This window comes from Hymenobacter cellulosilyticus, assembly GCF_022919215.1.
In the GTDB taxonomy this organism is placed as follows: domain Bacteria; phylum Bacteroidota; class Bacteroidia; order Cytophagales; family Hymenobacteraceae; genus Hymenobacter; species Hymenobacter cellulosilyticus.
The window spans coordinates 4,289,337-4,308,825 of the sequence record NZ_CP095046.1; the positions used below are offsets into that span (position 1 = coordinate 4,289,337).

At 59.6% G+C, this 19,489-nt stretch carries 17 protein-coding genes, 2 tRNA genes and 4 pseudogenes; 7 read left to right on the top strand and 16 right to left on the bottom strand.

Annotated elements, in window-relative coordinates; all coding sequences use genetic code 11:
- Positions 1–672 (bottom strand): YdcF family protein, encoded by a 672-nt coding sequence (locus MUN79_RS21125; RefSeq protein ID WP_244674552.1) that lies wholly within the window; start codon positions 670–672, stop codon positions 1–3.
- 160 nt (positions 673–832) lie between these two features.
- On the opposite strand from MUN79_RS21125, the pseudogene MUN79_RS21130 reads away from it, so the two are divergent.
- Positions 833–1,490, top strand: a pseudogene (locus MUN79_RS21130) (DUF4159 domain-containing protein).
- A 562-nt stretch (positions 1,491–2,052) separates the two neighbouring features.
- Here MUN79_RS21130 and MUN79_RS21135 read toward each other — a convergent pair.
- The 5 genes and pseudogenes from MUN79_RS21135 to MUN79_RS21155 form a co-directional block, all read right to left on the bottom strand.
- On the bottom strand, positions 2,053–2,430 hold the full coding sequence (locus MUN79_RS21135) for a hypothetical protein (RefSeq protein WP_244674553.1): 378 nt from the start codon (positions 2,428–2,430) through the stop codon (positions 2,053–2,055).
- Positions 2,431–2,517: 87 nt separating this feature from the next.
- Positions 2,518–3,093: a 1-acyl-sn-glycerol-3-phosphate acyltransferase gene (locus MUN79_RS21140; protein ID WP_244674554.1), complete on the bottom strand. Its 576-nt coding sequence runs from the start codon at positions 3,091–3,093 to the stop codon at positions 2,518–2,520.
- Between the two features lie 58 nt (positions 3,094–3,151).
- Positions 3,152–3,940 carry a patatin-like phospholipase family protein gene (locus MUN79_RS21145; RefSeq protein ID WP_244674555.1) on the bottom strand — a complete coding sequence of 263 codons (789 nt, stop codon included), beginning with the start codon at positions 3,938–3,940 and terminating at the stop codon, positions 3,152–3,154.
- Positions 3,941–3,974: 34 nt separating this feature from the next.
- Positions 3,975–4,821, bottom strand: a pseudogene (locus tag MUN79_RS21150) (MBL fold metallo-hydrolase).
- A 133-nt stretch (positions 4,822–4,954) separates the two neighbouring features.
- A complete protein-coding gene (locus MUN79_RS21155; RefSeq protein WP_244674556.1) occupies positions 4,955–5,902 on the bottom strand; it encodes an acetyl-CoA carboxylase carboxyltransferase subunit alpha in 948 nt (315 codons plus the stop codon).
- 277 nt (positions 5,903–6,179) lie between these two features.
- Between MUN79_RS21155 and MUN79_RS21160 the strand changes: the two genes are divergently transcribed.
- The 3 genes from MUN79_RS21160 (at position 6,180) to MUN79_RS21170 (ending at position 7,194) form a co-directional block, all read left to right on the top strand.
- A tRNA-Asp gene (locus MUN79_RS21160) sits at positions 6,180–6,253 on the top strand.
- Positions 6,254–6,360: 107 nt separating this feature from the next.
- On the top strand, positions 6,361–6,918 hold the full coding sequence (locus MUN79_RS21165; protein ID WP_244674557.1) for a GNAT family N-acetyltransferase: 558 nt from the start codon (positions 6,361–6,363) through the stop codon (positions 6,916–6,918).
- A gap of 202 nt (positions 6,919–7,120) precedes the next feature.
- Positions 7,121–7,194, top strand: a tRNA-Asp gene (locus MUN79_RS21170).
- 160 nt (positions 7,195–7,354) lie between these two features.
- Here MUN79_RS21170 and MUN79_RS32390 read toward each other — a convergent pair.
- The 7 genes and pseudogenes from MUN79_RS32390 to MUN79_RS21205 form a co-directional block, all read right to left on the bottom strand.
- Positions 7,355–8,652 (bottom strand): annotated as a pseudogene (locus MUN79_RS32390) (choice-of-anchor I family protein).
- Positions 8,640–10,094: a choice-of-anchor I domain-containing protein gene (locus MUN79_RS32395; protein ID WP_244674560.1), complete on the bottom strand. Its 1,455-nt coding sequence runs from the start codon at positions 10,092–10,094 to the stop codon at positions 8,640–8,642. The pseudogene MUN79_RS32390 and the gene MUN79_RS32395 overlap by 13 nt, the downstream one beginning before the upstream one ends.
- A 121-nt stretch (positions 10,095–10,215) precedes the next feature.
- The gene (locus tag MUN79_RS31300) at positions 10,216–11,031 is read right to left on the bottom strand and encodes a glycoside hydrolase family 1 protein (protein ID WP_311136544.1); all 816 of its coding nucleotides are present in this window, start codon (positions 11,029–11,031) and stop codon (positions 10,216–10,218) included.
- Positions 10,929–11,669 (bottom strand): glycoside hydrolase family 1 protein, encoded by a 741-nt coding sequence (locus MUN79_RS31305; protein WP_311136545.1) that lies wholly within the window; start codon positions 11,667–11,669, stop codon positions 10,929–10,931. The genes MUN79_RS31300 and MUN79_RS31305 overlap by 103 nt, the downstream gene beginning before the upstream one ends.
- A gap of 48 nt (positions 11,670–11,717) precedes the next feature.
- Positions 11,718–12,728, bottom strand: coding sequence for a glycosyltransferase family protein (locus tag MUN79_RS21195; RefSeq protein ID WP_244674561.1), 1,011 nt, complete (start codon positions 12,726–12,728; stop codon positions 11,718–11,720).
- 43 nt (positions 12,729–12,771) lie between these two features.
- Positions 12,772–13,650: a UDP-2,3-diacylglucosamine diphosphatase gene (locus MUN79_RS21200; RefSeq protein ID WP_244674562.1), complete on the bottom strand. Its 879-nt coding sequence runs from the start codon at positions 13,648–13,650 to the stop codon at positions 12,772–12,774.
- The gene (locus MUN79_RS21205) at positions 13,643–13,825 is read right to left on the bottom strand and encodes a hypothetical protein (RefSeq protein WP_244674563.1); all 183 of its coding nucleotides are present in this window, start codon (positions 13,823–13,825) and stop codon (positions 13,643–13,645) included. The genes MUN79_RS21200 and MUN79_RS21205 overlap by 8 nt, the downstream gene beginning before the upstream one ends.
- A 233-nt stretch (positions 13,826–14,058) precedes the next feature.
- Between MUN79_RS21205 and MUN79_RS21210 the strand changes: the two genes are divergently transcribed.
- On the top strand, positions 14,059–14,610 hold the full coding sequence (locus MUN79_RS21210; RefSeq protein ID WP_244674564.1) for a hypothetical protein: 552 nt from the start codon (positions 14,059–14,061) through the stop codon (positions 14,608–14,610).
- A gap of 114 nt (positions 14,611–14,724) precedes the next feature.
- Here MUN79_RS21210 and MUN79_RS21215 read toward each other — a convergent pair whose 3' ends face one another.
- Entirely contained in the window at positions 14,725–15,237 is a 513-nt protein-coding gene (locus tag MUN79_RS21215; RefSeq protein WP_244674565.1) for an NUDIX domain-containing protein, read from the bottom strand.
- A gap of 216 nt (positions 15,238–15,453) precedes the next feature.
- Between MUN79_RS21215 and MUN79_RS21220 the strand changes: the two are divergent.
- Together MUN79_RS21220 and MUN79_RS21225 are read left to right on the top strand one after the other, a co-directional pair.
- Positions 15,454–16,919: pseudogene (locus MUN79_RS21220) on the top strand (DEAD/DEAH box helicase).
- Between the two features lie 249 nt (positions 16,920–17,168).
- The gene (locus MUN79_RS21225; protein ID WP_244674566.1) at positions 17,169–17,657 is read left to right on the top strand and encodes a hypothetical protein; all 489 of its coding nucleotides are present in this window, start codon (positions 17,169–17,171) and stop codon (positions 17,655–17,657) included.
- A gap of 103 nt (positions 17,658–17,760) precedes the next feature.
- Here the strand turns inward: MUN79_RS21225 and MUN79_RS21230 are convergent, their stop codons facing one another.
- Both MUN79_RS21230 and MUN79_RS31960 read right to left on the bottom strand, forming a co-directional pair.
- On the bottom strand, positions 17,761–17,931 hold the full coding sequence (locus MUN79_RS21230) for a hypothetical protein (protein ID WP_244674567.1): 171 nt from the start codon (positions 17,929–17,931) through the stop codon (positions 17,761–17,763).
- Positions 17,932–18,946: 1,015 nt separating this feature from the next.
- A complete protein-coding gene (locus tag MUN79_RS31960) occupies positions 18,947–19,237 on the bottom strand; it encodes a helix-turn-helix domain-containing protein (RefSeq protein WP_375378189.1) in 291 nt (96 codons plus the stop codon).
- Positions 19,238–19,489: the final 252 nt, after the last annotated feature.

The window sequence follows — 19,489 nt, forward strand, 5'->3', positions numbered from 1 at the left end:
TTAAAATGGGTAGGGTAATGACCTGAAGCGCCAGTACTTGGCAAGAAACGACTTTTTACGGGCCGAAGCGCCACGCTGCTGTGAAGTCCCAGGGAGTGAATATGGCTTAAAACAGCAGCTGCTGATAATAGCCCACGAACTCCCGGCCCAGGGAGTACAAATCCCGCCACTCCACGTACCGGGGCTCACGCCGCTGATGTGGGGGAAGCCGGCCTTACGGAACAGCATTTTGGTGCGGGTCAAATGGTAGTACTGCGAAACGGCAATCAGGCTCCGGAAACCCAGGCTGTCCTGCAGGCGCAGGGTATTGCGCACGGTCAGTTCAGTGGTGTTGCCTTTATTATCCACCACAATAAGCGAATCGGGCACGCCCTGTCGCCGCAGATAGTCCCGCATCTTGCTGCCTTCGTAAAAGCCTTCCTTGCCCAAGCCGCCGCTAACCAGCAGCCGTTGCACCCGCCCCGCTCGGTACAAGCGCAGGCCGCAGTCCAGCCGCTGCCGCAGCCGCTCCGACAAGCTGCCGTCGCGGTTGACCGTGTTGCCTAGCACTACAGCTACGTCGGCCCGCTGTCCGGAGTCGGTCAGGCCGTCGGCTACCACGACGCCTGTGTGCACAAGGCCCCAGACGACCAAAAGAACTAGGGTATAGAAAGCCAACCGGCGAATTTTCATGCTGTAGCAGGAGAATAGCGGCAACTTCGCGAATCTCTGGCGGCCGGGCAACTTAAGCCGTGCTAGGGCGCTATTACGGCAGCAATGTGGTCCCGGCACTGAACTTTGCCACCCGGTCGTTACTTTGTAGTCTATTGGGCAGTATCTGCTCCCGTTTCCTATGCTGAAAAACCTGCTGCTTTCCTTTTTGCTGCTTTTGTCCCTGACGGCGGCGGCCCCCGCGCCCAGCTTCCGCATTGCCAAGCTCCACTACGGCGGGGCGGCGACTGGTACGCCAACAAAACCAGCCTGCCCAATCTGATCCGCTTCTGCAACCAGACGCTCAAGACCAACATTGCGCCCGATGAGGCCGTGGTGGAGCTCGACTCGCCCGAGCTGTTTACCTACCCTTCGTGCACATGACCGGCCACGGCAACGTGTCGTTTACCGAGGCGGAGGCCAAAAACCTGCGCCGCTACCTCACCGGCGGCGGCTTCCTGCACATCGACGACAACTACGGGCTCGACAAGTTTATCCGGCCCGAAATGAAGAAGGTGTTTCCCGAGCTGGAGTTCGTGGAGCTGCCCTACTCCCACCCGATTTATCACCAGAAGTTTCAGTTTCCCAAAGGCTTGCCTAAAGTACACGAGCACGAGGGCAAACGGCCCCAGGGTTTCGGCTTGCTCTACAAAGGCCGGCTGGTATGCTTCTACAGCTTCGAGTGCGACCTGGGCAACGGTTGGGAAGACGTGGGTACCTACGACGACCCGCCCGCCGTGCACGAAGCTGCCCTGCGCATGGGCGCTAACCTGGTGACGTACGCGCTAACCCAGGATTAATAGCAGAGGCTTTAGGCCAAGCAATTGCCCCGACCACAAATAAGCTTATTCAACTTTGGGCTGACGAATAGCCCGACTGATAGTCAGAGCCATACCAGTAAGCAATGCCAGCATTGTAAACAAACTGCCGACGGGCAAAAATATGGTAGCTCCTGTTACGCATTTCGGCTCACCCGCTGCCATGCCTTGCGCTAGGCCACTCGCGCAAAGTATAAAAGTATAATAGCTAGTGTAGTTGTAGCACACCCGGTAATTCCCCACTCCAAAGTAGTAAAAGCTGTCAGCAGGGCCGACCGTCTGACCGGACCTAACCGATTTGTACTTAATAGGCCGAACAAGAGCACAGTAGCTACTATAGTTGGCAAAACCAAGATAACGAGTAGTCCCATAAGGGTAAATTAAGCCGCACACGTAGCATTGGCAGCTACGCCTATTCAAACTTCCGCTTGAGGATTTCGCTCAGAATAAAGGCATCCCGCAAATCGGCGGGAGTGCGGAGCCGGTCGGTGATGACGCGCCGGGCCGTGGGGGCCGGAGCTGTGGGCCGGGGACGGCGCAGGGGTTATCGGCAGGCGGGTGGTCCATGCCGGTGTTGCGGCGAGCAGGAGCCACGGTTTTTTCCAGGGAGGTATTCGTCGCGCGACGCTCCTGCGACTGGGCCTTGCGCACGGGCTGTTCCAGGGTGCGGGCCTTCGGGCTTGTTCCTGGGCAGGCGCCGACCGCCGGGCGTCGTTGGGGCGGGCACGCCGGGGTTGCCCCGCTGATTCTGCTGCTGCATCTGCCGCATCATTTCTTCAAACGACGTATTGCCTCCTGCAGGCCGGGCCGGGGGCCGCTCCTGCTGCTCGCGCCGCGCCGTTTCGCGCATTTTCTGCACCATACGCCACACGAAGACGGCAAGCCCGCCCAGAATCAGCAGAAGTACTTTGAGTTTTTCCATAACGAAAGGCCGCCTCAGTAAGGCAGAGAAGGTACGTCTTTTTAAGAACGTACCTTTTCACTTTTCAGCTAAATGCGGGGTTAGCGCCTACCGCACGCCTTTTTCCGGGAAGCGGCCGGTCTTGGTACGGTAAAAGGCCTTGATTTCCTCCAGGTCCTTTTCGTAGTCGCCGGTGGGCCAGAACGCGGGGCCCACGCCGGCTTCTTTGTTTTTGTAGTCGAGATAGCCGAGCAGAATCGGCACGTTGGCCCCCATAGCGGCGAAGTAGAAGCCTTTTTTCCAGCGGGGCTGGTAGGCGCGGGTGCCTTCAGGGGTAATGAGAATGACCAGTTCGTCGCGCTCATTAAAGAGGTTCACCATACCGTCTACGAGGCTGTTGTTCTTTTGCCGATCTACGGGCAGGGCGCCCAGGGCCAGCATCAGCTTACCCAGCACGGGAATGTCTACCCAGGATTTTTTCACTGTAAAGCGCACGTCCACGTCCATCAGGTAAAAGGCGGCGCGGGCAAACATGAAGTCCCAGTTGCTGGTGTGCGGGGCGGCAATCATCATGCTTTTGGGAATACCCGCTGGCACCTGGGGACCTAAACGCCAACCCGTTATCTTAAACCAGAAACGGGAAAACTGGTACCAGAACGTAGAAGTCTTTCGTGCTTTTTCCATGCAAATAGGGTGGCGCCTACCAAAATGGTAGTGTTTGGAAGCCAAAACTAAAGAAATTTCAATCCTGACTCGTGGCTAAATCTTCGGCCAAGCACCGGTGTAGGGCCTCGGCCTGACTCATGGTATAGGCATAGCCAATATTGAATATTTCACTGGCCCGCCGCAAATCCGTGACCCGGTACTGGTGCAGGGCGGGCGGCTCCAGCACGAAGTGGCACTGGGCCAGGCGGGGCTGCACATTCATGGAAATAGCCAAATAAGCCGTACGCTCTCCCACTTCCCGCAAGGTCGTCAGCGGGGCCTGGGGACTCATCGGGTTGCAGTGTACCCCCACCACCGCCAGGTTTTGTTGCAACAGCAGCGGCTCCACGGGCAGGTTATTCATCACGCCCCCATCCACGAGCACCTGCCCCTGCCACTCCACCGGTCGGCACACGATAGGCACGGCCGCGGCTCCCAGCAAGGGCGGCAGCAAGGCACCCTCCTGAAAGTACACCGTCTGCCCCGCCGCTAAGTCGGTGGCTACCAAGGTAAGGGGTACTTTCAGCTCGGCAAAGGTTGGGGCGGCGCCCAGGTAGTGTTGGTAGAGCTTTTCGACCAGGTCAAGGCGCACCAGACCCAAGCGGAACGAGGGCCGCAGCAGGCGCACGAAGCGGGTATCTGTCAGGAGCTGGTAAATCTGCCGGGGTGGAAAGCCCGCCGCGTAGAAAGCTCCCGCAATGGCCCCGGAACTGACGCCGGCAATGTGGCCGATGGGCAATTCCAGCTCATCCAGGGCCTGAAGCACGCCCAAATGGGCAATTCCGCGCGCTGCGCCTCCCGACAAGGCTAATCCGAGCTTGCGCATAACGGCTGAGTTAAATAGTTACGTCCGAGTCAGCCTACAGGTCTTCGAGGCGGAAGGTTTCGGCCAGGCGCACGCCTTTCTCGGTGTGCTGCACCGTGCAGCAGGGTACTGTGGGGTCGTGTTCGAGCAGCAGCACCCAGTTTTCGTCGGCGGCCCGGCGCAGCACGGCTTCTTTCTCGGTCATCGTCACCAGGGGCGCATGTCGTAGCTCATCACGTAGGGCAGCGGAATGTGGCCCGTGGACGGCAGCAAATCGGCCATAAATGCCAGCTTCCGGCCTTTGTATTCGACCAACGGCACCATCATCTTCTCCGTGTGGCCGTCGGCAAAGACGATTTCCTGGAACTGGGGTAGTTCAGTCGGCACGCCCACGGCAGGGTCGACAAAGCGCAGATGCCCGCTTTCCTGGATGGGCAGGATGTTTTCTTTCAGAAAGCTGGCCTTTTCTCGGGGGTTAGGCTGTACGGCCCATTCCCAGTGGGCCTCGTTGCTCCAATAAGTTGCGTTGGGGAAAGCCAGATCCAGCTTGCCATCAGCCGAGCGCACCACCGAGCCGCCGCAGTGGTCGAAGTGCAGGTGGGTCAGGAAAACGTCGGTAATGTCGGCCGAGGTATAGCCCGCTGCCGGAGCGACTTTTCCAGGGTATCGTCGCCGTGCAGATAGAAATGGCCCCGAAACTTCTCGTCCTGCTTGTCACCAATGCCGTTGTCGACCAGCAGCAGGCGGTTGCCGTCCTCAATGAGCAAGCAGCGCATGGCCCAGGTGCACATGTTGTTAGCATCGGGCGGGTTGAGCTTTTGCCACATGGATTTGGGCACTACGCCAAACATGGCGCCGCCATCGAGCTTGAACAAACCGGTATCGAGGGTATGAACCGTCATTGGGAAAGAGAAGTTAGGTGGGGTCCGGGAATCGGCGGAAAGGTAGCAAGGAATAAAAAAACGTCATGCCCGGCTCCGCAGAACCCAGCATGACGTCTTTTCTTACGCCGTTACGTTGTGTGGCGGCAGCGCGTTATTCGATAACCACGCCCATGGCCGAAAACTTGTCGATCCGCTGACTGATGCGCTCCTCGGCGGGCACAGCTTCGAGCTCGTCCAGGGCTTTAATCAGGGTTTTCTTCAGGGTGTCAATCATCTTGGCCGGGGCCGTGTGGGCGCCACCCAGGGGCTCCTTCACGATACCGTCCACGAGCTTGGCGGCCAGCATGTCGGTAGCGGTGAGCTTGAGGGCCTGGGCCGCCTGTTCCTTGTAGTCCCAGGAGCGCCACAGGATGCTGGAGCACGACTCAGGCGAAATAACCGAGTACCAAGTGTTTTCCAGCATTAGCACCCGGTCGCCAATACCGATGCCCAGGGCCCCGCCCGAAGCGCCCTCGCCGATAACGACGCAGATAACGGGCACCTTGAGCATGAACATTTCCTTCAGGTTGCGGGCAATGGCCTCGCCCTGCCCCCGCTCCTCGGCTTCCTGGCCCGGGAAGGCACCCATCGTGTCAATCAGGGTCACAATGGGCTTGTTGAACTTCTCGGCCAGCTTCATCAGGCGCAGAGCCTTGCGGTAGCCTTCGGGGTTGGCCATACCGAAGTTGCGGTACTGCCGCTCCTTGGTGTTGCGGCCCTTTTGCTGACCAATAAACATGACCGAGCGGCCGTTCAGGTCAGCAAAGCCGCCCACCATGGCCTTGTCGTCGCCTACGGTCCGGTCGCCGTGCAGCTCCACAAACTTGGAGGTCATGCCCTCAATGTAGTCGAAGGTGTAAGGCCGGTCGGGATGGCGCGAGAGCTGCACGCGCTGCCAGCGGGTGAGATTGGTATAGGTTTCCTTCTTAAGAGCCTTGATTTTAGCTTCCAGGGCCGTTACGGCTTCCGATACATCAACCTGGCTGTCGAGGGCCAGTTGTTGCATTTCGCGGAGCTTGCCTTCGAGGGCAGCAATGGGTTGTTCGAAATCGAGGAGCATCGCCGGGGTGAATGCGTCAGGGGTGGCAGAAATGGAACTGGGTTGAGGTTGCCCGAGGCAGCCCCAGAGAAAAGCAAAGGTAAGCGAAACGCCTCCATACGTGCCGCCTGGGGCCGGGAATGATTTTTTGAAAAAATAATGTCGCTGACAAACAGCCAGAAAGCTCAGCCGGGAAAGTTTATTTGCAGAAAAAGTCCGCCCGGAGTTGTGGAATCGAAACCGAGCTTCTACTTTTGCACCACTTCAACGGAACGCAGCTGGCTTCCAAGAAGCAAATGGTTCGGTAGTTCAGTTGGTTAGAATGCCGCCCTGTCACGGCGGAGGTCGCGGGTTCGAGTCCCGTCCGGACCGCAAAAGGCTCTTAGCATCACGCTGGGAGCCTTTTTCGTTTTTAGCCCTCTCCGTCTGCAAATTCAGTAGCACTGGCCGATGCCCGCTGTATTTGCTACTTTGCTGCCATGAAGCCTCCCCTAAGCTTGCTGGCCACCCCGGCCCCCGTCGTTCCGCTGCTTGAAACGCCCGACCTGCTCCTGCGCGGCCCTCGTCTCAGCGACCTGCCCGACGCCGCAGCCATGCACACCGATCCGGACTTTTACCGTTTCCTGGGTAATAAGCCCCAGTCTCAGGAAGACGTGTGGCGCCGCCTGCTGGGCCAGCTCGGCCACTGGGCCATGCTCGGCTACGGGACCTGGGCCATTGAGGAAAAAGCTACCGGCCGCTACATCGGCGGTGTAGGCTTCTTCGATTTTCAGCGCGACCTTACTCCCTCCATCAGCGGCACTCCGGAAGCCGGCTGGGTGCTGACGCCGAGCGTGCACGGCCGGGGCTTTGCCAGCCAGGCTCTGCAAGCTGCCCTGGCCTGGGCAGAAGCGCATCTGGCCGCCGACCGTATCACCTGCATCATCGACCCCGACAACGTAGCCTCTTTGCGGCTGGCCGATAAGTTTGGCTTCCGGGAATTTGCCCGCACTACCTACCACGACGACCCTATTGTGCTGCTGGAACGACGCCGCTAGCCCCCTGTCACAGACGCCAGCCTGCTCCTGTTGGCTTGAAAAGTACTAGCCGCCCAAAAATTAATGTCGCTTAAAACCAGCTACAAAGCCGCGTCACGCAGCTTTTTTCGGCAAAAACATTGCGCTAGGGTTGTGGAATCGAAACCGAGCCTCTACTTTTGCATCACTTCAACGGAACGCAGCTGGCTTCCAAGAAGCAAATGGTTCGGTAGTTCAGTTGGTTAGAATGCCGCCCTGTCACGGCGGAGGTCGCGGGTTCGAGTCCCGTCCGGACCGCAAAGGCCCTTCAGAGAAATCTGGAGGGCCTTTTGCTTTTTACTTCTCTCCTGTTCTTCTGGTGCTATAGCGTCCAATACTACCTTCGTAATTAATACAAAGAGCCTGGTCCCGGCGTGACGCGCTGGAACCAGGCTCTTTGTATTAATTACGAAGGTTGCTAGCGCAGCACAAGCTTAATCGTGGCGCCGTCCTGAGCGCGCACCACGTAGAGGCCGGGCGTGAGGCCCGTAGTTTCTACTGCCGAAGCTTGCCGCAGTTCCCGCACCGGCCGACCAAGCACGTCGGAGAGCGTGCCCGTCACGGGGCGGCTAAGCTGCACCGCTCCGCCCGTCGTGGGGTTAGGATAAGCAAACAAAGGCTGAGCAGCGGTTTGGGCCGTGGTAGTGGCCGTAACCGGGCCGCGCAGCTGCACGCCATACACGGCCACCGTGCTGCTGACCTCGTTGGCCAGAATCACCAGCGGCTGCCGGGTCGGGCTGTTGGTAGCCGACACGAATACGATGCCCTCGGGACCTTGGTCGCCGGTGCCGGCGGTAGTGCTGCGGTTGTTGATGTACTCTACCAGCCGCGGCTGGGCCGGGTCGTTTACGTTGAATACGGCTACCCCACCGATGCGCTCCAGGGACACAAAGGCATACACCGTGTCGCGCAGGACGGCTGTGGTGACGCCCTCCGGCTCGGGGCCTTTGTCGTCCGAGCGGTTTTTCCGAACGGGTACGCCCGTGCTGTTGCTGGCGTTGAAAATGCTGCCAAAGGTGGCATCGGTGCTGGTGAGGCGTTCCAGAAAGTCGCCACTGTCGTGGACCAGCGCCCCGGTGGTAGCATTCAGAATGCTAAAGGAGCGGCCCCGAAGGCGTAAATCTGGTCGAAGTCGCCGTCGCCGTCAATGTCACCGAGCTTGTTGGTCACGTTCAGGCGGCCCAAAGCCTGGGTGTTCTTGAGCAGAGCCGCCTGAGGAAAGGCTGTGGCGTCGAGCGGGTAGGCGGCGTCGCCCAGGCGCACAGCTTCGGTCAGGGCCGAATATTCGCGGGCGTCACCTTCATTGGCCGTGAGCAGGTAGCGCTGGCCGCCTACTTCAAACGTGGCCAGGGCGTCGGGCTGGCGCATGCCGCGGATGGGCCAGTTGGCCAGCAGCACGTCCGGGGTCTGGTCGGAAGCGTCGAGGGCAAAGCCGGGCTGGCTGTGGTCCTGGTAGCCCAGGGCCCGCACGCTGGTAAACTGCAGGGTGGTCAGGTCGAGCGTGGCCAGGGCGTTGTTTTCCTGCAGCGTAATATAGGCCGTGCGCGAATCGGCCGAAACGGCCACGTACTCGGGCTCCAGATCCTGGGCTACGGTGCTGGGTGTGGTGGCCGTGCCGCCGTAGAGGCGGATTCCGTCGGCGCGGAGCTGGGCAGCCTGGCCGTTGTAGTTGGTAAAGCCCACGGTCGTCACACTGGCCTGGGTCAGACCGGCCACTCCCCGCTGAAGTCGATAACCGACACCGAGCCTTCCGGATCAGTGCTGTAGTCCGACTTAGGCTCGCCTTCGTTGGCCGTCAGCAGCAGACGGCCGTCGGGCGAGAAGGTAATCATGTCGGGCAGCGCACCCACGGTTACCTGCTTGAGAAACGCGCCGTTCTGGTCAAAGAATACCACGCTGCCGTTTTGCTGCGGGTTGGTATTCTCCATAGCGCAGGCCACCACCCCGTTGCGCACGGCCACGGAGTTGATGTTGCCGTAGGGCAGAATATTGACCGACGACACCGGCGTGAGCGTGCCGTTGCCGGCCAGACTCAGAATGTCGAGCTTGCCCCCGACCGAGTTGGCCACGTACAGGCGCTGAGTGGTAGGGTCGTGGGCCACGATTTCGGCCGAATTGGTCCCGGCAGCGCCGTTCTGGTAGCTGCCCAGGTGGCGCAGGGTAAAGCCCTTGGTCTGGACGGGAGCCGCCCCGTCGTTGTCCTTGATATATACCAGGAACTCGGTGGCGCCGGCGGCCAGCGTGGCATTGGCGGGGTTTTGCAGCTTCAAGCTAAAATACTCCGCTCCTTCGGTCAGGGCGTCATCGGTGAGCGGAATCACCAGGTTCTGGTCGGCAGTGCTGCCGGCCGGAAACGTGAGCGTACGGGGGCTGGAGAAGGTGAAATCGGTACCGGCGATGGCAGTGCTCAGGCCGGGCTGCAGGGCCACTTCCACGGTGCTGACCGCAGTGCCCGGATTCTGGATGCTGACCGGAATAGTAATGGTGCCGGCGCTTTCGTTGAACACGGCCGAGCTGGCAGCCAAGCGGATGGTGGGCGGCACGGCCACGGCCGAGCGGGTCAGCTCCACCTCGTCCCAGGCGGCCCAGTCTTCGTTGCCGTTCTGCTTGGCGGCCAGGCGCAGGCGTACGTGGGTGCTGCCGGCCGGAATAGATATGGTTACCGTTTGGTAGGCCCGGGTGTCCTTGCTAAGCTGCACGTAGGTTTTGGTGGCCGGCCAGGCTGTGCCGTTGTCGAACTGCACCACATAGGCCAGGGAGTCCGGGCCGTCGAAAGCATTGGTGAAATACTTAAAGCTGACGGTGTTGGCCGCGGATGTACCGGTTTGGAGCTGCACCGGGGCAAAATCCAGGAAGTGCCAGATGGCTGCGTCGATGGTGGTGGGATTTTGCAAGTCCTGCATGCCCCAAAGTGACGCCCCGGCGGCGGGCGTGGCCTGCACGCTGGCCGTGCCGCTGGTAGTACCCACGCTGGGCACAGCCGCCCAGATATCGGTCAGGCTGGCAAAGTTGTAGGTAGCGGGCGTGGGCGTAAAGGACCAGGTATCGGCACTACCGCCCTCGAAGCCCTGGCGCAGGGCTTGGGCTTGAGCAGAGGGCTGGGAAAGGGCTAGTAAGGCAAGCGCAGTGGCGCCCAAAGCGTAGAATTTTGACGGCATCAAACAAGAAATTGGTGATTGAATGCGTCAAAGCTACCGGCGGCCTGTTACGGCATGTTTATGAGTCAGTTACTGAATTGTGAACACGACACAAACCCATTTTACCCAAATGTATAAATCTTTATCCAGTAGTAGCTCCATGCGTATCAGCACCGGAAAACAGTGCTTCCCCGGCGTTGCTGGCCAGAAACTGCTGGTACCAGCGGCCCGAGTCTTTGACGGTGCGCTGCTGGGTTTCAAAGTCGACTCCGACCAGGCCAAACCGGGGCTCATAGCCTTCAGCCCATTCGAAATTATCGGTAAAGGACCAGGCAAAATAGCCGTCTACGGTTACTCCTTCCCGCTTAGCCCGCAGCACCTGGCCAATACAAGCCTGCAGGAAAGCTTGCCGGGCATGGTCAGTCAGACGGCCCTGCTGCGGAGCCGGGTCGGGAAAAGCTGCGCCGTTTTCAGTGACGATAAGCCGGGGAGCATTTGGGTAGGCCGCAAACTGCCGCAGCATCTGGTATAGGCTTTCGGGGTACACCTCCCAGCCCATTTGGGTAAAGGGCACGCCCCGCTGCTTGGCTCCTACCAGCGTGGCCCAGGCTAGAGGTACGTAGGGCGAAAAGCGTACAACTTCCCGGGTGTAGTTTTGTACGCCCAGAAAGTCGAAGGCGAAGGGCAGGCGGGCCTCGTCGCCGGGCCGGATGTAGCGGTCCAGCCAGCGGAGCACGGGCAAATCGGCGCTGGGGTAGCCCAGGCCCAGGGCCGGCTCCACAAACAGGCGGTTGAGCAGGGCATCGGCGCGACGCAGGGCTCGGGCATCCAACCCTGACAAGGGCCGCCAGGGCGTTAGATACGAGCAGGAAAAGGTGGTGCCAATCTGGGCTCCGGCTGGCAGCGTGGCCCGTAGCGCCCGGCCGCCTTCGGCCTGAGCCAGGGTTGCGTGGTGCACCGAGGCCAGAAACCCGCCCAGGCTGCGGCGGCCCGGGGCGTGCAGGCCCAGCAGCTGCCCCGCCCCACGAATACCATCGGCTCATTGAGCACCATCCAGTTCGAGACCCGGTCGCCAAGGCGGGCGGCCACGTGCTGGGCATAGTCGGTAAACCAGCCTACTACGTCGCGATTGGCCCAGCCCCCGCGGCGCTGCAGCTCGGCCGGTAAATCCCAGTGGTAGAGCGTGAGCCAGGGCGTAATTCCCCGCTCCAGGCAGCCATCCACCAGCCGGTCGTAAAAATCGAGGCCGGCGGCGTTTACGGACCCAGTGCCGCGGGGCTGCACCCGCGACCAGGCCACGGAAAAGCGGAAATCGGGAATTCCCAGCTGCTGCAGCAAGTCCAAGTCCTGGGGCCAACGGTGGTAGAAGTCGCAGGCCACATCGGCGGTTTCGCGGCGGCGGATTTTACCGGGCCGCCGCACAAAGTCGTCCCAGATGCTGGGCCCCTTGCCGTCCAGGTTCCAGGCCCCTTCGGTTTGGTAAGCCGCCGCCGACACGCCCCAGCGGAAATCAGGGCCAAAGTCGGCGCGGGAAAACGGGGCCGGAGTGGTCGGCGGAAAAAAGGCGGCGGGCAGGGCCGCGTCACGTTCAGGCATGTGCTACTAACGAAGGAAAAGCCGCGCCGGCCATACCGGCCGCGGCACTTAGCGGGCCAGCACCGGCAACTGCTCCAGTAGCAGCTTGTCGAGTACGGCCGCGGTTTGGTCGGGGTACTGCACCGGCACGGGGCGGCCCGTGCGCAGCCAGTCGTCGAGGGCCACGAGGTGCTTGTCCTTGAGGCTTTTGACTACCGGCACACCCAGGCAGGCCAAAGCGGCAGCATTGCAGGCCTGCTCGTACTGGTTTTTCATGGGAATCACCAGCAGCTTTTTGCCCAGGTACAAGGCTTCGGCCGGCGTTTCAAACCCGGCCCCGCACAGCACTCCGGCGCTGCGGGCTAGGCTGTCGGTAAAGGCCGCGCCGCTTACGGGCCGCACCCGCACGTTGCCGTGCTCCGACTCCTGGGTGCTGTGCTTGGAAAACACTTCCCAGCGCGTGGCCCCGCTCAGGTAGCGCAGGCGCTTGACCAGGGTTTCCTCGTCGAAGGCGGGCAGATACACCGTGTAGTGACCGTCGTTGCTCGGGCTCAGCTCCCGCACCTGCCGCCGAATGACGGGGGTGTGAATGCCGGGCTCGTACTGGTCGAAGTGAAAGCCGTACTGGGCCGTGGCCGGGGCGTAGTGTCGCAGCACGGCCCGGCCAATGAGGTCTTCCTTCTCGGGCCGCGGGGCGTATTCGCTGAGCACGGCGCTCTGGTGGCTCAGGGCCACGCAGGGCACCCGGCGCAGCTGGCAGGCCCAAGCCGACACAGGCTCAAAGTCACTGATAACCAAATCGTAGCTTTCCACCGGCAGCTGGCGGATTTCGCGCAGGAAGGCGGCCGAGTTCAGCTGCCAGAACGTCTTGACGAAATTGACTCCGCCTTTTTTGCCAAAGATAAAGCCCATGCCATGGCAGCGGTAGCGCACGGCAAAAGGCAGCGTAAGGTCGGCGGGTGGGCCGCTGAGCAGCACATCCACGCGGCTAGCCCGTTGCTGCAGTAGCGGCACAATATCGAGGGCGCGGCTCAGGTGGCCATTGCCGGTGCCTTGAATGGCGTATAGAATCCGGGGCATCAGGTAACTACAAGTGGGAATAATAGGGCTGCGCGGTAGGGTCTCATTCGGCGCGGCGGTGCAGCTGAAACTCCACCAGCAAGTCGCTGAGCAACTCGGCCACGGGCGCGTCGGCGGCCTGGTCCTGAGCATCGGCCGCGGCGGCGGGCCGTTGCATGGCCACGTCGTCGGCGTAGCGGTAAAGCTGCCAGCCGCCCTCGACCGAGTACTCCAGGGCCGTCAGGTTTTCCACCCAGTCGCCGGAGTTCAGGTAAGTTACTGGGCCCCGGGGCGTGGTTAATTCCTTGATTTCGGGCTGGTGAATATGCCCGCAGGCCACAAACTGGTAGCCGCCCTCCACGGCCAGACCGGCCGCCGTCTGCTCGAAGTTGCTGACCAGATTCACGGCCCCTTTCACCCGGTCTTTCACCGCCTTGGACAAAGCCACCCGGGGCCGGCCGAGCTTCTGCAGCAAGAAGTTGACGACCCGGTTGAGCACAATCAGCAGGTCGTAGCCGTGGGCGCCCAGGCGGGCCAGCCAGCGGGAATGCTGCATGGTCACGTCGAATACGTCGCCGTGAAAAAACCAGGCTTTGCCGGCCGGCAGCTCCAGCACCAGCTTGTTGTCGATGCGCAGATTGCCCAGGCGGGTGCCGGCAAACTTGCGCAGCAGCTCGTCGTGGTTGCCGGTCAGATACTCAATCTGGGTGCCTTTGGCGGCCAGCCCGGCCAGGTAGCGCACCACCCGCATATGGGCAGCGGGCCAGTAGTTCTTGCTGAACTGCCAGATGTCGATAATGTCGCCGTTGAGCACCAGCACCTTAGGCTTCACGCTTTTCAGGTAGCGCAGCAGCTCGGTGGCGTGGCAGCCGTAGGTGCCCAGGTGCACGTCGGAAATAACGACTACGTCGAGTTTGCGCCGCCGGGGCCGGGACTCACGCATGGCGGGGCAGGGTCAGGCGGCCGGTGGGCACGGGCGAGTCCGCCGCGGTATCTTTGCGCCGGAAAGCCGACGACAGCCCCGCCACCGAGTGCAGGGCAAAGGCCAGCACTAGGGCCAGCTGAAACAGCGCGTAGGCCAGCCACCGCAGCAGGCGCCGGCCAACAGGAACAAGCACGAAAGCAGGCATAGAATCAGAGCGTTTGACCCACGACAAAGCTCGCCGCCGCGTGTGACCTGGGCGTTACCCATGGATTATGACTAGGTCACGTTTTGGTTGAACTTCCGATTCGCGGGCTGCATCGTTTCGCGGCGGGGGTTCAGCGAAGCCGGTGCGGGCCGTGTCGCGCTCTTGCGTACCTTTGCCGCACGGTGGTCGGTTCACTCCACCCTATTCTCTTTTGTTGCTTGATGAAAAAGCTTTTCCTGCTCATTACCCTGCTTTCTTCCTTTGCTGCCTCCGCCCAGATGGTTACCCCGGAGCGCAAACGCTACATGCGTCCTAAAAAGGACGAAGAATGCGCCCTGGTGCTGAACGTGACGAAAAACACCGACGAGGACTCCCAGAAGGATGCCTCCATGACGCGCGTGGCCTACCGCCCCTACGCCGAGCTGGTCACGGCCCTGAACGCCATGCGCGAAATGAACCGCTGGGCCGACAGCACCTATCAGCGCCGTTTCAAGAACCTGCCCCTGGGCGGGGAGCTTCAGGTAACGATGTACCGCCGCGGTGCCCAGAACGCCGACCCCTCGGCTTTGGCCCTGAAGGCAACCACCAAGGACGGCAAGGAAGTGCTGGCCCAAACCCTCACGGCCGGCACCGGCCGCTTCTGGAACCAGGACCAGTACAAGAGTGAGCGGATTATTCCATTTGTAAAAATGGAGACGCCCCAGCCCCTGACCCTGATTATTTCCGACGCCAAGCTGAAGCAGGACTTCGAATACGTCATCAACGTTCAGTAGCCCTCTGAGCGGTCCTAAACAGAAAGCCGAGTGAGGTTTACCCTCCACTCGGCTTTCTGTTATCCGGTTTTCACAAATGGTAAAAACCGGCTCTATTCTGCTTGATGCGCTGGTTTACTGCAGCTGCACCCACTGCGCCGCAATCAGGGTTTTGGCGTCCTGCCAAGGCTCGGCCACCAGCTCGTCGTAGGTGAGGCAGACCACTTCGATGTTCTCGTGTTCGTCGGCCACGCCCCCACCGGCGCCGGTCTGCCGGCTTACCTCGGCGTAATACAGCCAGAGTTGCTCGGCGCTGCCGCCGGGCGAGGAGTAGAAGTTGCGGATAAAGGTTATCCGGTCGACTTCGTAGCCCAGCTCCTCCTGAATTTCGCGGCGCATGGCTTCCTCGGGCTGCTCACCTTCCTTGTCGAGCATGCCGGCCGGAATTTCCAGCACCTCCGCTTCGGCTCCTACCCGAAACTGCCGCACGAAGATATAGCGCTGCTTTTGGGTGTCGAAAACCAGGGCTCCGACGGCCTGCCCGGGCTCAAAACGCTCCCGCTTGAGCTGCTGGCCGCCGTCCTGCACCAGCAATTGCGTAAGTTTGTAGAATCCATCGTGAAGGATTTTGCGGTCGATGATGTTCATAGTATTTGAGGTTAGTGGCTTTTTCGCCGCCTGGCGCGTACAACTGCTACCTAGCTGCCTGGCTTATACGCGGCCAGCGGCGCCGGGCTTTGCTTAAGCCCACTTCTTATTTTTTGCCAAGTTAACACGCTTACCGCAGCCTGCTTTTCTAGAAAAAGGCTGCACCGGCCGTTTCAAGTAGTGCCGCGGCCTTTTTTCTTTTCCATTTCCTTTCTGATGACGTTCGACGAACTCAATCTAATTCCGCCTATTCTGCGTGCCCTGCACGAGGAAGGCTACACCACCCCACGCCCATTCAGCAGCAAGCCATTCCGCACGTGCTCGATGGGCGCGACCTGCTGGGCGTGGCCCAAACCGGCACCGGCAAAACCGCGGCCTTTACCGTTCCCATTCTCCAGATTCTGAGCCAGACGGCCAAGCTGGAAAACCATTCGCACTCCCGCATTCGCTGCATGGTGCTCACGCCCACCCGTGAGCTGGCCATCCAGATCGGGGAAAGCTTTGCCGCCTACGGCCGCCACCTGCCCCTACGCCACACCGTTATTTTCGGCGGCGTGGGCCAGACGCCCCAAACCAACGCCCTCAAGCGCGGCGTAGAAGTGCTCATTGCCACTCCCGGCCGCCTGCTCGATTTGATGAATCAGGGTTTCGTGGATCTGCGTCACATCGAAGTATTCGTGCTCGATGAGGCGGACCGCATGCTCGACATGGGCTTCATCAATGACATCAAGCGGATTCTGCCCAAGCTGCCGGCCTCGCGCCAGACGCTGTTCTTCTCGGCCACCATGCCCGGTGTCATCCAGGAGCTGGCCGGCTCGATCCTAAAGCCGAACCCGATAAAAGTGGCGGTAACGCCGGTTTCGAGCACCGCCGATACCATTACCCAGTCGGTGTACATGGTGCCCAAAAACGACAAGCCCGAGCTGCTGGAGCATATTCTCAAAGACAAGAGCATCAAGCGCGTGCTCGTGTTTACCCGTACCAAGCACGGGGCTGATAAAGTGGTCAAAACGTTGGCTAAGGCCAACATTCCGGCCGAAGCCATCCACGGCAACAAGTCCCAGAACCACCGGCAGCGGGCGTTGTCCAACTTTAAAGCCGGTAGCACCCGCGTGCTGGTTGCCACCGACATTGCCGCCCGCGGCATCGACGTGGATGAGCTGACCCACGTTATCAACTACGAAATTCCGAACGAGCCCGAAACCTACGTGCACCGCATTGGGCGCACTGGCCGGGCCGGCGCCGACGGCGTGGCCTTGTCTTTCTGCGACGAGGAAGAGCGGGCGTATCTGCAGGATATCCAGAAGCTGATTCGCCGGCAGATTCCGGTAGTTTCTGATCATCCTTACTTCAGCGTGTTCGTGGTGCCTGTGCCCCTCTCCGGTGGCCCTGCCATTCAGCGTCCGAAAGGCCCAGCCGGGCGGGCTCCCCGGCCCGGCCGCGGTGGTGATGCCCGTCCGCCGCGTGCAGCAGGCTCCGGCCAAGGGTCGGGTCGCCCGGCCGCCGGCAACTCCTCGGGCCGCGGCGAGTCTCGCCCGGCAGCTTCGGGTGGCGGCCGCTCTACTTCGGCCAACTCCAACCGGCCTGCCGGTGAACGGACTCCAGGCAGCAGCACTGGCAACGGTGCTGGCAGTGGCGGGCAGCGTCGCCGCTTCCGCGGCAATGGAGGCGGAGGCCGGTAACGGTAGCCAGCATTATATCCTTGCTTTCTTAAAAAAGGCGTCCGGACTTAGATCCGGACGCCTTTTTTGGTTTAGTATTGCTGCCACTCGGCCGGAGCAGGCCAACTTGCCAGTAATTGCCGGCCTAGCCAGGAAAATAAAGCGGAATCCCCGGATAATACGGCGGTCTGAAACAAAAAAAGTTGTTCCGGGCTTATTATAGCATCCGCTGACTTTGTTTTTCCACCTTCATCTATACGCTTCATCAGTATGGCCCTCAGCACATTTCCTGTAATCCAGGCCCTGCGCGACACTGCCCAGCGCCTTGCCACGCAAGCGCCCTACCAGTGGGGCCACATGGGCAGCTGCAACTGCGGCCACCTGGCGCAGACCGTCACTCACCTGACCAAAGCCGAAATCCACTCCCGTGCCATGGAGCGCTACGGCGACTGGGAACGGCAGCTGCTCGACTATTGCCCCACCAGCGGCCTGCCCATCGACCAGACCATCGACGAGATGCTGGCCCTGGGTTTTACCCGCACCGACCTGACTCACCTGGAGCGGCTCTCCGACCCGACTATCCGGGCGGCCATGCCCTTCGAGCGCCGCAACGCGCTTCGCCATAACTACCGCGACGACGTGGTGTATTACCTGCAGACCTGGGCCCAGCTATTGGAAACCCAGCTGCTGGGCACTATCCAGTTGCCCGCAGAGCTAGTGGGTCCCCTGGCCCAAACGTCCGTTCCTATTGCTTCGTAGGTCGAGTTAGTATTCAGCCCGAAATGCCAAAGCCCCGCCGACAGTTGTCGAGCGGGGCTTTTATTTTGGAGCGGGCCCTTTAGCGGTTACCCAATAAGCAGGTTTACTGAGTTACGTTGCTGCGCTGAGCTTCCCGGTACATTTCGGCCCGGTGGTTACGCTTATAGGCAGCATCAGCGCTGGGGTCCTTCTCAGGGTCGGGAGCTTGCTCGCAGGAGGCGAGGAACAACGAGCCGCAGGCGGCGAACAGGAAGAGCAGACGGGACTTTTTCATGGCCCAAAGGTAAGCACCGCCGCCAAAACAGCCAAGCATTCTACTGCATCTCTCTGTGCCTTCAAAAAAGCCTTGACGTTTTAAGCAGTAAAGAAATGTAACACCATTAATAAACTACAGTATCCCGCTTAGCGACTTTACGTCCTTGTTACAAATGATAACTAGGGCAATAGCCAACTGAAGCCCCACAAGCTGACTAGTTCGCCTGAATCTCTAGTTATTTCTCGAGGTGTAGCCGACCCTCTGGATAAAGCTAACCTCACTAATTATGTTAGCGCAAACTCCCCACCAACATATTGCCTTTTTCCACGGCCACCGCATGTCAACTTACTTAGCAAGCTTCGGATTTTGCAGCTCAATATTGCCGCTGCACCTGAAACAAGAAATTATAAGATTAATTCGGTAATTCTTAATCCTATACAATCAGTAATTTTATCTCAACGTCTACTTTTAAATAAACTCATACATACTCTGAAATACAAGCGCTTAAGAAACACATATAGAAATTATATTATTCTTTCTAAAGCCCAGCCAGATACTAGATTTATCTCCTACAAGGTAGCCATCCATAACTCGCCTTAAACCAGCGAAAACAGGTTATGCCTCGTCAAAATCAAGGAAGGCTTTTTGCGATCTGCCAAATTGCACTGCTGCTATCAGCTGCCTGAATTGCCGCTTTATAGCTCATCTATTGGCAGGTAGAGCACTACTCTGGCTGGTAGTCGGCAAAGGTGCCGTCTTGGTAGAAAATGACGATACGCCGAATCTTTTTTCCTGGCTCTGCTAAAGCCAGTACAGAGGCATCCATGGGGCAGCAGCTTTTACAGCAGGAGGTTGAGCAGTAACTGCCGACGGCAAAGCAGGGGCACTGACTGACTTTGGGGCTCCTCTGCTGCACCAGCGTCAGCCGGAAGCGGCGTAGGCTCAACTGCGGCCGAGGGGCTTTGCGCAGGTGGTAATGAGGTTGTAGGGTCAGCAACTAGCGTAGCTGGAGCCACTGTAGCGCGAGGACGCTTTAGAGGGTTTCTACGGCCTCAACACCGGGTGCTGCCTCACTAGCTGGTGCAACTGCTGAAACGGGTGCTAGCGGTACGCTACTGGCTAGCATGGGGCCCGTGCCACTGAGCAGCCAAGGCAAAGAAAGCTCCGGGAATGCCCCAATGATCTTTTGAACCACTTCCAGGCTAGGCTTATTACGCCCGCTTAGAATATGACTCACAATTGGTCGGGCAACTCCAATAGCATCCGCAAACTGAGTCGGGCTCAATTGGCGGGCTTGCAGCAAGGCTCGAATACGCTCAACCATGAAAACACTATGTGATTTACAAATGTACGAAACAACTGTAGGCTTGGAAAGGAAGTTCTACTGTGTTTCATATGTAAATAATGAAGCCTATGCCTGGTTACTTTTGTTTACGCCCAATCAACAGGTGGATATAGATTACAAAAGTAAAACAAATGTTATCTGCCTCTCGCCTATTCTTCCTAGTAGTTGAAAGGGTATTGCTGCTCCAGTATTTCAGGCGTTTTGTACATACGTAGTACCAAACTCTATTCA